The organism is Kribbella sp. CA-293567 (assembly GCF_027627575.1).
Classification (GTDB): Bacteria; Actinomycetota; Actinomycetes; order Propionibacteriales; family Kribbellaceae; genus Kribbella.
The window spans coordinates 6,450,596-6,465,279 of record NZ_CP114065.1 but is presented as its reverse complement, the minus strand read 5'-3'; the positions used below and the strand labels follow the sequence as shown (position 1 = coordinate 6,465,279).

Annotated in this window: 13 protein-coding genes; 10 read left to right on the top strand and 3 right to left on the bottom strand. The window is 68.2% G+C overall.

What is annotated here, in order from left to right:
• Positions 1-11 precede the first annotated feature (11 nt).
• The 7 genes from ngcE to OX958_RS29885 all read left to right on the top strand — a co-directional run bounded on the left by ngcE (position 12) and on the right by OX958_RS29885 (position 7,284).
• A complete protein-coding gene (ngcE, locus tag OX958_RS29915; protein WP_270133374.1) occupies positions 12-1,430 on the top strand; it encodes an N-acetylglucosamine/diacetylchitobiose ABC transporter substrate-binding protein in 1,419 nt (472 codons plus the stop codon).
• A gap of 2 nt (positions 1,431-1,432) precedes the next feature.
• The gene (locus OX958_RS29910; RefSeq protein WP_270133373.1) at positions 1,433-2,431 is read left to right on the top strand and encodes a carbohydrate ABC transporter permease; all 999 of its coding nucleotides are present in this window, start codon (positions 1,433-1,435) and stop codon (positions 2,429-2,431) included.
• Entirely contained in the window at positions 2,428-3,324 is an 897-nt protein-coding gene (locus OX958_RS29905) for a carbohydrate ABC transporter permease (protein WP_270133372.1), read from the top strand. Before OX958_RS29910 ends, OX958_RS29905 begins: the two co-directional genes overlap by 4 nt.
• A 122-nt stretch (positions 3,325-3,446) precedes the next feature.
• A complete protein-coding gene (locus OX958_RS29900; protein WP_270133371.1) occupies positions 3,447-4,472 on the top strand; it encodes an iron-siderophore ABC transporter substrate-binding protein in 1,026 nt (341 codons plus the stop codon).
• 71 nt (positions 4,473-4,543) lie between these two features.
• Positions 4,544-5,620, top strand: coding sequence for a tryptophan--tRNA ligase (gene trpS / locus OX958_RS29895; protein WP_270133369.1), 1,077 nt, complete (start codon positions 4,544-4,546; stop codon positions 5,618-5,620).
• 7 nt (positions 5,621-5,627) lie between these two features.
• Complete coding sequence (locus tag OX958_RS29890; protein ID WP_270133367.1) at positions 5,628-6,140, top strand: 2'-5' RNA ligase family protein; 513 nt, start codon at positions 5,628-5,630, stop codon at positions 6,138-6,140.
• Positions 6,141-6,168: 28 nt separating this feature from the next.
• Positions 6,169-7,284: a YihY/virulence factor BrkB family protein gene (locus OX958_RS29885; protein WP_270133366.1), complete on the top strand. Its 1,116-nt coding sequence runs from the start codon at positions 6,169-6,171 to the stop codon at positions 7,282-7,284.
• 8 nt (positions 7,285-7,292) lie between these two features.
• Here OX958_RS29885 and OX958_RS29880 read toward each other — a convergent pair whose 3' ends face one another.
• The 3 genes from OX958_RS29880 to eat all read right to left on the bottom strand — a co-directional run bounded on the left by OX958_RS29880 (position 7,293) and on the right by eat (position 11,158).
• On the bottom strand, positions 7,293-8,465 hold the full coding sequence (locus OX958_RS29880) for a D-alanyl-D-alanine carboxypeptidase family protein (RefSeq protein WP_270133364.1): 1,173 nt from the start codon (positions 8,463-8,465) through the stop codon (positions 7,293-7,295).
• A 197-nt stretch (positions 8,466-8,662) separates the two neighbouring features.
• Positions 8,663-9,604, bottom strand: coding sequence for a zinc metalloprotease (locus OX958_RS29875; protein WP_270133363.1), 942 nt, complete (start codon positions 9,602-9,604; stop codon positions 8,663-8,665).
• A gap of 114 nt (positions 9,605-9,718) precedes the next feature.
• Positions 9,719-11,158 (bottom strand): ethanolamine permease, encoded by a 1,440-nt coding sequence (eat, locus tag OX958_RS29870; RefSeq protein WP_270133361.1) that lies wholly within the window; start codon positions 11,156-11,158, stop codon positions 9,719-9,721.
• Positions 11,159-11,252: 94 nt separating this feature from the next.
• Here eat and OX958_RS29865 point away from each other — a divergent pair, with 94 nt between their 5' ends.
• Genes OX958_RS29865 through OX958_RS29855 form a run of 3 tightly spaced genes read left to right on the top strand, consistent with a single transcriptional unit; the run spans position 11,253 to position 14,669 of the window.
• The gene (locus tag OX958_RS29865) at positions 11,253-12,617 is read left to right on the top strand and encodes a glutamine synthetase family protein (protein ID WP_270133360.1); all 1,365 of its coding nucleotides are present in this window, start codon (positions 11,253-11,255) and stop codon (positions 12,615-12,617) included.
• Complete coding sequence (locus OX958_RS29860; protein WP_270133359.1) at positions 12,598-13,323, top strand: gamma-glutamyl-gamma-aminobutyrate hydrolase family protein; 726 nt, start codon at positions 12,598-12,600, stop codon at positions 13,321-13,323. The genes OX958_RS29865 and OX958_RS29860 overlap by 20 nt, the downstream gene beginning before the upstream one ends.
• Positions 13,320-14,669, top strand: coding sequence for an aldehyde dehydrogenase family protein (locus OX958_RS29855; protein ID WP_270133358.1), 1,350 nt, complete (start codon positions 13,320-13,322; stop codon positions 14,667-14,669). Before OX958_RS29860 ends, OX958_RS29855 begins: the two co-directional genes overlap by 4 nt.
• Positions 14,670-14,684 lie beyond the last annotated feature (15 nt).

The following is a 14,684-nucleotide window of genomic DNA, read 5'->3' as shown; positions in this document are numbered from 1 at the left end:
AGGCGGGACCAATGAGTACTCCCAACAACCTGTCGCGGCGGCTGTTCCTGCAGCGCGCGGCGGTCGGCACCCTGCTGGCCACCGGCGGCAGCACGCTTCTCGCGGCCTGTGCCGGCAGCGGCAGCGACGACAGCGGTTCCAGTGGTGGTGGCGCCGACAAGACGGCCGACAACCCGTTCGGGATGGCGGACAAGGCCACCGTCGACGCGGTGATCTTCAACGGTGGCTACGGCTACGACTACGTGACCTTCGCGGCCGAGATCGCGCAGAAGAAGTTCGCGGGCTCCACCTTCAAGGTCGCTCCGTCCACCCAGATCGCCCAGCAGCTGCAGCCGCGCTTCGTCGGTGGCAACCCGCCGGACCTGATCGACAACTCCGGCGCGAACCAGATCGGCTTCAACACGATCCTGGACCAGCTGACCACGCTGGACGACGTCTTCGAGGCCAACAACTACGAGGGCACGAAGATCGCCGACACGCTGTACCCCGGCGCCAAGATCCCCGGCACCTTCGACGGCAAGTTCGTCGCGATGAACTACGTGCTGACGCTGTACGGCCTGTGGTACTCCGAGAGCCTGTTCAAGGAGAACGGCTGGGAGCCGCCGAAGACCTACGACGCGCTGCTCGACCTGGGCGCCAAGGCCAAGGCCAAGGGCAAGTACCTGTTTGCCTGGGGCAAGGAAGCCGCCACCTACTACCACACGATGGCCGTAGACGGCGCGATCAAGGAGGGTGGCGACGAGGTCCGGCTGGCGCTGGAGAACCTGAAGGAGAACTGCTGGTCGATGCCGCAGTTCCAGGGCATCTTCAAGGCCCTGGAGACCATGGTCAAGAGCGGCTACTTCGTCCCCGGCGGCGCCGGCACCCAGTTCACCGCCGCGCAGGCGAAGTGGAGCAACGACCAGCAGGCCATCCTCTACCCCTCGGGTTCGTGGATCGAGAACGAGATGAAGAAGGCCACCAAGGCCGGCTTCAACATGAAGGGCATCCCCGAGCCCACGCTGACCGACAGCCCGAAGCTGCCGTACGAGTCGCTGCGCAGCGCGGCCGGTGAGCCGTTCATCATCCCGGCCAAGGGCAAGAACGTTGCCGGCGGCAAGGAGCTGCTGCGGGCCATGCTGTCCAAGGACGCGGCGACCAACTTCGCCAAGACCCGGCTGGCGCCGACCATCGTCAAGGGCCTGGTGCCCGCGGACGGCTTCGGTTCGACCGCGCTGCAGTCGCAGACCGCGATGCTGGATGCCGCCGGCACCAACATCTTCGACTACCAGGTCTTCGGCCTCTACGGCATGAACACCGACCAGCTCGTCGTCTGGAACTCGTTCCTGTCCGGCCAGCTGGACGCGGCGGGCCTGACCAAGGGTCTGCAGCAGATCACCGACAAGGTACGGAACGACAGCTCCGTCAAGAAGATTCCGGTCACCAAGTGACCATGACGCCAGATGTCGTGCCGAGCGGCGGACCCCAAGGGTCCGCCGCTCGGCGGCGCCGCCGGCCGCTGACCTTCGACCGGGTCAGCTTCATGGTCGTGTTCCTCGGCCTGCCGCTGGCGGTCTTCGTGATCTTCGTGGTCTCGCCGTTCGTCCAGGCGCTGTACTACTCGCTGACCGACTGGTCCGGGTTCAGCGCGGGGATGAACTTCGTCGGCTTCGACAACTACGTGAAGTTGTTCAACGACGACATCTTCCTCAAGGCCGTACGCAACAACGTCCTGCTCGCGATCGTCGTGCCGATCGTGACGATCCTGCTGGCGCTCACCCTGGCCACACTGGTGACCATCGGCGGGTCGGGCACCGGCACCGTCCGGGGACTGCGCAACTCCGGCTTCTACCGGATCGTCTCGTTCTTCCCGTACGTGATCCCCGCGATCGTGATCGGCCTGATCTGGGCCCAGGTGTTCACCCCTGGCTCGGGCGTGCTGGACGCGGTGCTGTCGAAGATCGGGCTGGAGCAGTTCGAGAACTACGCCTGGCTCGGGGACGCGCGGACCGCGATGCCGGCCTCCATGTTCGTGATGATCTGGGGCTTCGTCGGCTTCTACATGGTGCTGTTCATCGCCGCCATCCGGGGCATCGACCCCGAGGTGTTCGAGGCGGCGCGGATCGACGGCGCCGGCCGGTTCCGGACCGCTGTGTCCCTGACGGTGCCACTGATCCGGGACAACGTGCAGACGGCGTACGTCTATCTGGGCATCGCCGCCCTCGACGCGTTCGTCTACATGCAGGCGCTGAACCCCGGCGGCGGGCCGCAGAACTCGACCCTCGTCATGCCCCAGCAACTGTTCACCACGGCCTTCAGCAAGGGCCAGTTCGGTTACTCGACGGCAATGGGTGTGATCCTGGCCGCGGTGACGATGCTGTTCGCGCTGCTGGTCTTCACCGTGAACACCCTGACCGGCGGAAGCAACCGGATAGCGAAGGGACGCCGATGACCACCACCGCCGCCGCCGACCGGGCCGATGTCGTGGCCGGGTCCCGCGCGCCAGAAAAGCCGTACCGGGAGGGCAGGGGCGTTGCCACCGCCGCCCACATCGCGCTGATCGTGTGGTCGCTGCTGGTGATCCTGCCGCTGGTCTGGACCGTGCTGTCCTCGTTCAAGTCGTCGCAGGAGGTCCTGGGCAACCCCCTGGCGCTGCCGGGCAAGCTGCGATTCGAGAACTACGCCAACGCCTGGACCACCGCGGGGATCGGTCGCTACTTCGCGAACACGGTGGTCGTCGTGGGCACCGCGCTGGTGCTGGTGATGGTGCTGGGCGCCATGTGCGCCTACGTACTGGCCCGGTTCTCGTTCCGCGGCAACCGGTTGATCTACTACTCGATGCTGGCCGGCCTGACGTTCCCGGTCTTCCTGGCGATCGTGCCGCTGTTCTTCGTGCTGAAGAACCTGTCGCTGCTGAACACCCTGCCAGGGTTGATCGTCACCTACGTCGCGTTCGCGCTGCCGTTCACCGTCTTCTTCCTGCACAGCTTCTTCAAGGCGCTGCCCGGGGAGATCTACGAGGCGGCCCAGATCGACGGGGCCGGCGAGTGGCGCACGTTCTTCTCGGTGATGTTGCCGATGGCGCGGCCGGGAATGGCGTCGGTCGCGATCTTCAACTTCCTGGGACTGTGGAACCAGTTCCTGCTCCCGGTGGCGCTGAACACCGACTCGAACAACTACGTGCTCTCGCAGGGCATGGCCTCGTTCGCGTCGCAAGCCGGATATGCGGTGGACTTCGGGGCACTGTTCGCGGCCGTGGTGATCACGGTGCTGCCGGTGCTGGTGGTCTACATCATCTTCCAGCGTCAGTTGCAGGTCTCGGTGACCGCCGGTGGCGTGAAGTAACCAGTCCGTGGTGTCGGTGGCCGTCAGCTCCTGGATCCAGGAGCTGACGGCCACCTTGTCTTTCAGGTTCCTGCGTCGTCAGTTAGGTTAGGGCAACCTAATGCCGACTGTGAGGTTCCCTGATGCGCTCCATCCTCCGGCCGCTCGCGCTGCTGGCCGCTCTGCCGTTGCTCGCCCTCACCGCCTGTGGTGGCGGCGGCCAGGAGGACGAGGCCGCGCGGACGCAGTCCTCGGCCGACGCCGGCGCCTTCCCGGTGTCGATCAAGAACAAGTTCGGCACCGCCGAGATCAAGTCGGCGCCGCAGCGGATCGTCGTCGTCGGGCTGATCGAGCAGGACGCACTGCTCGCCCTCGGCGTCACGCCGGTGGCGACCACCGAGTGGTTCGGTGACAAGCCGGGCGCGCTGTTCCCCTGGGCCAAGGCGAAGCTCGGCGACGGCGCCGTACCGCAGGTACTCAAGGACAAGGACGGCATCCAGTTCGAGCAGATCGCCGCCCTGCGGCCCGATCTGATCATCGGCCTGTACGCCGGGATCACCGCAGCCGACTACCAGAAGCTCACCGCGCTCGCCCCCACCGTGGCGCAGCTGCCCGGCTCGCAGGACTACGGCGTCGCCTGGCAGGACGTGACCAGGACCGTGGGACAGGCTGTCGGCAAGCCCAAGGAGGCCGACGAGCTGGTGAAGGGGATCGAGGGCCGGTTCGAGAAGGTCCGCGCCGAGCACCCGGAGTTCAAGGGCAAGACCGCGCTGATGGCGTCGCCGTACGAGGGCTACTTCATCTACGGCAGCCAGGACCCGCGCTCGCGGCTGCTGACCGACCTGGGCTTCGTCCTGCCGGCCGACCTGGACAAGGCGATCGGGGACAAGTTCGGCGCCAACATCAGCGCCGAGAAGGCCGCGCTGCTGGACCAGCAGGCGATCGTCTGGTTCCCGACCAAGGGCGGCACGGCGAAGCTGAAGGAGGACAAGGTCTATAGGGCGCTGAACGCCCGCAAGCAGGGTCGCGACGTCTTCATCGAGGAGGACTACGACAGCGACCTGTACGGCGCCACCACCTTCGTCTCGATCCTGAGCCTGCCGATCGTGCTCGACCAGCTGGTCCCGCAGCTCGCGAAGGCCGTCGACGGCGACCCCACCACCACATAATTTCGGCACTATGACCGCTCTGCGGGCGCCCGGGTGTGGCGGAGAGCCCGGGCGCTGGCAGAATCGGCCCCATGTCAGCAGCCGTCCCTGGGGACACCCCTGTGCAGGCCGCCGGATCCGAGCGACGCCCGCGCGTCCTCTCCGGTATCCAGCCGACCGCGGATTCGTTCCACTTCGGCAACTACCTGGGCGCCGTGCGCCAGTGGGTGGCGCTGCAGGAGGATCACGACGCCTTCTACTGCGTGGTCGACCTGCACGCGATCACGGTCGAGTACGACCCGAAGGTGCTGCGGGAGCGCACCCGCCGGTCGGCGGCCCAGTTGCTGGCGGCAGGCATCGATCCGGAGCGGTCGACGCTGTTCGTCCAGTCGCACGTGCCCGAGCACGCCCAGCTCGGCTGGGTGCTCGGCTGCCTGACCGGGTTCGGCGAAGCGAGCCGGATGACCCAGTTCAAGGACAAGTCCGCCAAGGGCGGTGCCGACCGGGCCACTGTCGGGTTGTTCACCTACCCGATCCTGCAGGCCGCGGACATCCTGATCTACCAGGCCGACCGGGTCCCGGTCGGCGAGGACCAGCGCCAGCACCTGGAGCTGACCCGCGATCTCGCACAGCGCTTCAACCACCGCTTCGGCAAGACCTTCCGGCTGCCCGAGCCGCACATCGTCAAGGAGACCGCGAAGATCTCCGACCTGCAGGAGCCGACCGCGAAGATGAGCAAGTCGGCCTCCTCGCCGGCCGGCATCATCGAACTGCTGGACGACCCCAAGGTGAGCGCGAAGAAGATCCGCTCGGCGGTGACCGACTCCGGCCGCGACGTCGTCTTCGACCCGGAGAACAAGGCCGGGGTGGCCAATCTGCTGACCATCTACTCCGCGCTGAGCGGCAAGAAGATCAGTGAGCTCGAGGACGAGTACGCCGGTCGCGGCTACGGCGACTTCAAGAAGGACCTGGCCGAGCAGGTGATCGAGTTCGTCACCCCGTTCCGCGAGAAGACTCAGCTGTACCTCGACGACAAGGCGCAGCTGGACGCGATCCTGGCTGCCGGCGCCGAGCGCGCTCGGGCCGTCACCGAGCCGACGCTGCAGCGGGTCTACGACCGGCTCGGCTTCGTGCCCGGACCGTCCATGACCTCCGAGCCGGGCCGGTAGGCGCCCGATGGCGACGATCGGTGTGGCGATCCCGATCGCGGAACCCTTCGGCACCGAGCTGCAGAAGTACCGCGAGGAGTTCGGCGACCCGATGGCGACGTCGATTCCGACGCACGTGACGCTGCTGCCGCCGACCGACGTGGCCGACGAGGACCTGGCTCTGGTCGACGACCACCTGCTCGAGGTGGCGGCGCGGTTCCCGAGCTTCCGGATCCGCCTGCGCGGTACGGCGACCTTCCGGCCGATCTCACCGGTGGTGTTCGTGCCACTGGCCGAGGGGATCTCGTCCTGCGAGGTGCTGCAGTCCCAGGTGCGCTCCGGGCCGCTGGAGGTCGCGCTGCGCTTCCCGTACCACCCGCACGTCACGGTGGCGCACGATCTGGACAAGGCCTCGCTCGACCTGGCCTACGACGCACTGTCGGAGTACGACTGCGCCTTCGACGTGACCGCCTTCAGCCGGTACGAGCACGGTGCCGACGGCGTGTGGCGGCCGCAGCGCTCGTTCCCCCTGGCAGGGTAGGACTTCTTACCCGGGGTACAGGAGTCACATGGGGATCAAGGATCGGGCCGGAGCCGTCTGGGCACGTTTCAGCCGGACACAGTTGTGGCGGGCGTGGAAGCGGTACGGCGACCGGCGCGGCAACCGGTTGGCCGGGGCAACGAGTTTCTTCGGCTTCCTGTCGATGTTCCCCCTGATCGTGCTGGCCGCGGCGGTGACCGGCAGGCTGCTGAGCGATCAGTACGTGGGCCGGCTCAAGGAAGCGATCAAGACCAACCTGCCCGGCCTGGGCAACCAGATCGACCTGGACAGCCTGATCAGCAACGCGGGCACGATCGGGTTGATCTCGGGCGCCTCGCTGCTGCTGACCGGTCTGGGCTGGATCGACTCGTTGCGCGCCTCGATCCGCTCCATGCACGAGCTCGACGACCAGCCCGGCAACGCGGTGAAGCTGAAGCTCACCGACCTGGGCGCGCTGATCGGCCTCGGTGTGGTCGGCCTGATCGCCACCGGCGCCTCGTCGCTGCTGGTCGGCCTGTCGGACCAGATCATCGACTGGATCGGCCTGGACGGCACCTGGGTGGCCCGCTGGGGGATCAACCTGATCAGCATCGTGGTCGGGATCGCGGCCGGCGCCCTGCTGTTCATCTACCTGCAGACCGCGCTGCCGCGGATCATCCTGCCGCGCAAGGTGATGCTGATCGCCGCGCTGGCCGGCGGCATCGTGTTCTACCTGGCCCAGCGACTCGGCAACGGCTACGTGAAGAACGTGATCGGCAACAACGCGGCGTACGGGACGCTGGCCCTGCCGCTCGCCCTGCTGGTCTGGATCTATCTGATGACCCGGGTGATCATGCTGATCGCCGCCTGGACCAAGGAAGCCACCCTCGACCACCGCTGGCACACCGGCGAAGCCGAAGAAGCCGCCCGTGCCGCAATGCCGTTCGAGTCCGAGCCCGCCCCCTACAGCAGAGCTGCCCGCACAGCAGCCCTCCCGGGCGACGACGGGCTGCTCCCCGGCCCACCCGGCAAGAAGTACAAGGTCGTTCCCATCCCGGCCCGCAAAGCCGACACCGTCGCGGTAGCCGCCGGCGCCCTCCTCGGCGCCACCGCCACAGCCATAGCAGTCCAGCTGACCCGAGCCGGCCGCTCCCTCAGACGCTAGATCCTCGACTACTTCTGCAGTCGAGCTTTGGCTGCTGCCTTGGCTCGAGCCCTGAGCGCCTTCGGACGACGAAGGAACAGGGGAAGGAGTAGCAGGGGCGGGAGGGCGTAGGCCCAGCTCGGGACGCGGTAGGCGACCGACTGGGCTACGGCAGCCGCGGCGAGGGCAGCGCGGTTGCGGCGAGGTGGCAGGGCCGAGGACTTCTTGGAGGTGTTCGGGCCCTCGCCTTGAGCGGTCTTCGGCGGTGCCGCGACAGCGGGCTTGACCAGGGTGCCGACCGGCGACAGGGCGGCGTACGACTTGAAGCCCCAGTCGAGCAGCTTGGTGGCGTCCTGAGTGATGCCGTGCGGTGAGTTCAGCAGGGTGACGACGAGCGTGTGCCCGTTCCGCCTGGCCGCGCCGACGAAGGTGTTGCGGGCCAGCGTCGTGTAGCCGGTCTTCACCCCGAGCGCGCCGTCGTAGTTGAAGAGCAGCTTGTTCTGGTTGGCGACCTGGTAGCTGCCGGCGTTCTTCGCCAGCGGGAAGTTCGTGTACTTCGTCGCCGCGTACTTCGCGAAGTCCGGGCGCTTCAACCCGGCCTGAGCGAACAGGGCCAGGTCGTACGCACTCGAGTACTGCCCGTCGGCGTCCAGCCCGGTCGGGTCGGTCACATGGGTGTCCAGGGCCCCTAGTTGCGCGGCCAGCTGGTTCATCCGCTGGATGGTCCCCGGTACGCCGCCCGCGTCGTGGCAGGCCAGCGCGTTCACCGCATCGTTGCCCGAGGCCAGGAACATCCCCTCGAACAGCAGATCCACCGAGTACCGCAGACCGGGGTACACGCCGACCTTGCTGCCGATGATGCCGGCGTCCTTGTCGGTGCCGACCACCTGGTCGGTCTTGTTCAGCCGCGGCAGCAGCACCAGCGCGGTCAGGGTCTTGAGCGTGCTGGCCGGCCGCAGCTTGGCGTGCGGTGCCTTGGCCGCCAGGATGTCGCCGGTGTCGACGTCGGCCAGCACGTACGCCGACGCCTGCACGGCCGGCGGCGTCGCCCCAGCGGCGACAACCGTCGGCTCCGTGGTCAGCTGAGCGCCGCCGACCGGAGTACGAGCACTCTGGCCGACGGCGGTCGCAGCAAGAGGACCGGTCACCGCGAGAGCCGTGGAGGCTACCGCGGTGGCGCAGGCCGTCAGGAGGACACGCATCGCGGGAACTCTAGACGGCCCGCGGCTCACAAGGCCATGCCGGGCGGCTTCCTGCGTGCTGCGGGGCGCTCGGCACGGCACCTCGCCGCACTGGAGCAAAGGCCACGATGGAACAACATCGAGGCCTTCACTCCAGCACGCCGAGCTACCGCACCGAGCACCTCCTCGCGACTGCAGGAAGCCGCCCGGCATGACCTTCACGCCCGGTACGCGGTCCAGGCGTTCGAGATCCGGGTGCTCTGGCCCGGGGTGAACTGGTTGTAGCAGGAGTCGTAGGAGTAGTCCATGTAGTTGCGGATCGGGTCCACGCCGGGCAGCGAGCAGGAGTCGCGGCCGGTCGGGCAGCCGGAGCTGGCGCTGCCCTGGGCCGGGGTGTCGGCGACCGAGTCGTTCGTACTCGTGCAGCCACCCTGGAAGGTGTGGTAGAGCCCGAACCAGTGGCCGGCCTCGTGGGTCGCGGTCTTACCGAGGTTGAAGTTGGCGGACGAACCGCCGGGCAGCGAGCTGTACTGCACCCGGACGCCGTCGATCGACGGGTTGCTGGAGTAGTCCCACGGGAAGGTCGCGATCCCGAGGTAGGAGAAGTTGACCAGCCAGATGTTGAGCGCGTTCTTGCCGCCCTTGCGGGTCTGCGACCGGTACGTCGTGCTCTGGCCGTCGCGGTGCCAGGTGTTGTTGTTGTACCGGTAGGTGCCGGCCAGGGTGAAGGTGAAGCCGGTGTTCGCGGCGGCCGACGACTCGCCACCGGCGAAGTTCTGGTTCAGCTCGGCGATCTGCTGGCTGATCTGGGTGGCGGTCACGTCGCCGGCGCCGGAACTGCTCCGCATGACGTGGATGTAGACCGGCACGTTGGCAGCAGCCAGCTTGCCGGCCTTCGGCGCGAGACCCCGCGCCTGCTTGGCGGCCACCAGAGCGGCCGTCCTGGCGTCGATCGCCTTCTGCTCGGCAGCCGACATCTCCCGATGGTCGGCCTCCTGGCCACCTCGCGCCGACGTCGTCCCGGCGGGGGTGTAGCACGGGTTCGTCAGGTGTTCGACCGGCAGCTTGGCGTTGGCCTGACCACCGAGCGGACTGAACGCGAGCGCCGTACCGGCCACCAGAACGGCGACGGCACGGGGACGAATGCTGAGAGATCGCATAGCAGCGCTCCTCGAGATTTTTGGCCGCTGGGCGGTGCGACCGGATCAGCCGATTTTGAGCGTCATTCCGGCAACTGCAAAGCCGTTCGCTGGCGGAAAAGTGCCAAGGCAGTGTCAGGACAGCTCGGACTCGGCCTGCTGGATGGCGGCGAACTCTTCTTCGGGGGCCGAGGCGACCAGGTGGTGGCGGCTGTAGAACCAGAAGTAGGCGAGGGCGACGACGAAGATGCCGGCGGTGATGGCGGCGGCGAACTTGTCGACGAAGAAGGTGGCGATGACGGCGGTGATCGCCAGGGCCAGGGCGACGCCGGTGGTGACGACGCCGCCGGGGGTGCGGTAGGGGCGTTCGAGACCTGGTTCGCGGACCCGGAGGACGATGTGGGCCAGCATCATCAGGACGTACGAGACGGTGGCGCCGAAGACGGCGATGTTGATCAGCAGCGCGCCGTCCTGGGTGATCGCGGCCAGCAGGAAGCCGATCAGGCCGGGGACGGTCAGGGCGAGGTACGGCGTCTTGCGCTTGCCGGTGACCGAGAGGAAGCGGGGGAGGTAGCCCGCGCGGGACAGCGCGAAGAGCTGCCGGGAGTAGGCGTAGACGATGGAGAAGAAGCTGGCGACCAGCCCGGCCAGGCCCACGTAGTTGACGAAGTCGGCGACCCACGTCTCGCCGCCGAACGCGGTACGCAACGCCAACGGCAGTGGGTTGTCCGAGTCGGCGATGACCGCCGAGCCCGCGCCACCGGCGGTGAAGACGAGCATCAGAGCGGCGAAGACGAGCAGGATCAGCATCGCGGTGATGATGCCGCGGGGCATGTCCTTGCGCGGGTCGCGCGCCTCCTCGGCGGCCAGCGGAACGCCTTCCACCGCGAGGAAGAACCAGATGCCGTAGACCAGCGCGGCCAGCACCCCGGCGTACCCGAACGGGATGAACTCGCTGGCCCCGGCGGCGTTGTTCGGCACGATGTCGAAGAGCTTGTCCGCGTCGAACTTCGGCACCATCGCGACCACGAACACCACCAGCGCGACGACGGCGACCGCGGTGATGCCCAGCGTCAGCCGCAGCGCCTCGCCCACGCCGTACAGGTGGATGCCGACGAAGACCACGTAGCAACCCAGGTACACCGGCCAGCTCGACGTCAGCCCGAACAGCCCGAGCGCCTCGATGTAGCCGCCGATGAAGGTGGCGATGGCGGCCGGCGCGATCGCGTACTCGATCAGGATCGCCGTACCGGTGGCGAACCCGCCGAGCGGCCCGAGCGCGCGCCGGGCGAACCCGTACCCCGCGCCGGCGACCGGGATCGCGGAGGCCAGCTCGGCCAACCCGAACACCATGCAGGTGTACATCGTGGCCATCAGCACGGTCGCGATCAGCAACCCGCCCCAGCCGCCCTCGGCCAGTCCGAAGTTCCAGCCGGCGAAGTCACCGGAGATGACGTAGGCGACGCCGAGCCCGGCCAGCAGCACCCAGCCGGCCGCGCCACGTTTCAGTTGCCGCTGCTCCAGATACTCCTTGCCGACCTGCTGGTAGTCGACGCGGGCTTTCTTCTGGCTCATCGGGGCCTCCCAGGGGGTGTTCGGTCATCTTGACATCGCGACCCCGGGTTGCGTCAATGGACTGACCGCATACCAATAAAACCCAGGAGCGACCGTGGCCTCGAGTACCGGCAAGCTGACCGTGCAGGAGCTCCGGGACCAGATCGGCGCCGGGCGGATCGACACCGTGCTGGTGGCGATCACCGACATGCAGGGCCGGTTGCAGGGCAAGCGATGCGGCGGCCGGTACTTCGTCGAGGAAGTGCTCCGGCACGGCACCGAGGGCTGCAACTACCTGCTGGCCGTCGACGTCGACATGAACACCGTCGACGGCTACGAGATGTCCTCGTGGGAGCGCGGGTACGGCGATCTGCTGATGGCCCCCGATCTCGACACCCTGCGGCTGCTGCCTTGGCTGGAAGGCACCGCGCTGGTGATCTGCGACGTCCAGTGGCTCGACCAGACGCCGATGCCGGCGTCGCCGCGGCAGATCCTCCGGGCTCAGCTCGACCGGCTGGCCCAACGGGGCCTCAAGGCCTACGTCGGGACCGAGCTCGAGTTCATCGTCTTCAACGACACTTTCGAGCAGGCCTGGACCAAGAGCTACCGCGACCTCGACCCGGCCAACCAGTACAACGTCGACTACTCACTCCTCGGCACCGCCCGGATCGAGCCGCTGCTGCGCGACATCCGCAACTCGATGGAGGGCGCCGGCCTGTACGTCGAGTCCGCCAAGGGCGAGTGCAACCTCGGTCAGCAGGAGATCGCCTTCCGGTTCGACGAAGCGCTGGTGACCTGCGACAACCACTCGATCTACAAGACCGGGGCCAAGGAGATCGCGGTCAAGCACGGCAAGAGCCTCACCTTCATGGCGAAGTTCGACGAGCGGGAGGGCAACTCCTGCCACATCCATCTGAGCTTCCGGTCCGACGACGGCGAGGCGGTGCTGGCCGGCGACCGCGAGCACGGCTTCTCCGAGCTGATGGAGCAGTTCATCGCCGGGCAGCTGGCCTGCCTGGAGGAGTTCACCTACCTGCTCGCGCCGAACATCAACTCCTACAAGCGGTTCGTACCGGGCAGCTTCGCGCCGACCGCCGTCGCCTGGGGCCTGGACAACCGCACCTGCTCGCTCCGCGTGGTCGGTCACGGCGAGTCGCTCCGGGTGGAGAACCGGCTGCCCGGCGGCGACGTCAACCCGTACCTCGCGGTCGCCGCGCTGATCGCGGCCGGCCTGCACGGGATCGAGAACGAACTCGCACTGGAGCCGATGCTGGAGGGCAACGCCTACACCTCCGGCAAGCCGCACGTCCCGACCACGCTGCGGGAGGCGTCGGCGTTGTTCGCCGGCTCGAAGATCGCCCGCGAGGCGTTCGGCGACGAGGTCGTGGAGCACTACGTCAACGCGGCCCGGGTGGAACTGGCCGCCTACGACGCCGCCGTCACCGACTGGGAGCGGATCCGTGGTTTCGAACGACTCTGACCGGCCGCGGATCGGCATCACCACCTATCTGGAGCCGACCATCTGGGGAGTCTGGGAGCGGGAGGCGGCCTTGCTGCCGCGCGTCTACCTGGACGCCGTGGCCACGGCGGGCGGCGTACCGCTGCTGCTGCCGCCCGTCGGCACCGACCCGTCCGTGCTGGACGTCCTCGACGGCCTGGTCATCGCCGGTGGATGCGACGTCGACCCCGCCTCGTACGGCGCTGCCCCGCATCCCGAGACGGTCGGCACCCGGCCCGGTCGTGACGAGCACGAAGCCGTCCTGATCGCGGCGGCGCTCGAAGCCGACCTCCCGTTGCTGGCCGTCTGCCGCGGTCTGCAGATGCTCAACGTCACCCTCGGCGGCACTCTGCAGCAGCATCTGCCCGACACCGGCGCGCACGAGCAGCATCGCCCCGCGCCGGCGATCTTCGGCCGGACCGAGGTGAAGATCGAGCCGGACACCCTGACCAGTGAACTGTTCGGTGGAACCACGACCGTGCACTGCTACCACCACCAGGCGCTCGACGTCGTCGCCGACGGTCTGCGGGTGACGGCCCGGGCCGGTGACGGCACCGTGGAGGCGGCGGAAGTGACCGGCCGGAGTTTCGCGCTCGGCGTGCAGTGGCATCCCGAGGAGAACCCCGAGGACCTGCGGCTGTTCGCCGTACTTGTTGCTGAAGGCAAGAAAAGGAGAGCACTCCGGTGACGTACGACGTGATCAACCCCGCGACGGAGAAGGTCGTCCGGAGCCTCGAGCTCGCGTCGGTCGAGGACACCGATGCCGCGATCGCGCGGGCTGCCCGGGCGTTCACGACCTGGCGCCAGGTGGCGCCGGCCGACCGGGGCCGGTTGCTCAGGCGGTTCGCCGACGCGGTCGACGCCGACCTGGAGAACCTGGCCCGGATCGAGGTGGAGAACGCGGGTCACACGATCGGCAACGCCCGCTGGGAGGCGGGCAACGTCCGGGACGTGCTCACCTACTACTCGGCCGCCCCGGAGCGGTTGTTCGGCCGGCAGATACCAGTTGCCGGAGGCATCGACCTCACCTTCCACGAGCCGCTCGGGGTGGTCGGCGTCATCGTGCCGTGGAACTTCCCGATGCCGATCGCCGGCTGGGGGTTCGCCCCCGCGCTGGCCGCCGGCAACACGGTGGTCCTGAAGCCGGCCGAGCTGACGCCGCTGACCGCCATCCGGCTGGGCGAGCTGGCGCTGGAGGCCGGCCTGCCGCCGGGGGTGCTGGAGATCGTGCCGGGCGCCGGCGCCGTCGTCGGGCAGCGGTTCGTGACGCATCCCGCGGTACGGAAGGTGGTCTTCACCGGCTCGACCGGGGTGGGCAAGCAGATCATGGCCGGCTGCGCGGACCAGGTGAAGCGGGTGACGCTGGAGCTCGGTGGCAAGTCGGCGAACATCGTGTTCGCCGACTCCGACCTGGCCAAGGCTGCCGCGCAGGCGCCGGCCGGGGTGTTCGACAACGCGGGGCAGGACTGCTGTGCGCGGTCGCGGATCCTGGTCGAGCGGTCGGCGTACGAGCGGTTCCTGGAGTTGCTGGAGCCTGCGGTGAAGGGGTTCCGGGTGGGGGATCCGGCGGATCCTTCGAGCGACATGGGGCCGTTGATCTCGGCTCGGCAGCGCGAGAGGGTGGCGGCGTACACGGGGCAGGACGTGGCCTTCGCCGGTACCGCGCCGGAGGGGCCGGGGTTCTGGTTCCCGCCGACGGTGATCACGCCGCCGCCCGGGTCGGCGGCGCTGACCGACGAGATCTTCGGTCCGGTGGTGGCGGTGGTCCCGTTCGAGAACGAGGCCGACGCGCTCAGGATCGCCAACGACTCGGAGTACGGGCTGTCCGGGTCGATCTGGACCCGGGACGTCGGCCGCGCGCTGCGGGTCGGCCGCGGGGTCGAGGCGGGCAACCTGTCGGTCAACTCGCACTCGTCGGTGCGCTACTCGACCCCGTTCGGCGGCTACAAGCAGTCCGGGCTCGGCCGTGAACTCGGCCCGGACGCGCTGGACGCATTCACCGAAACCAAGAACATCTTCATCGCCGAAGACTGATCGGGAGGACCAGAA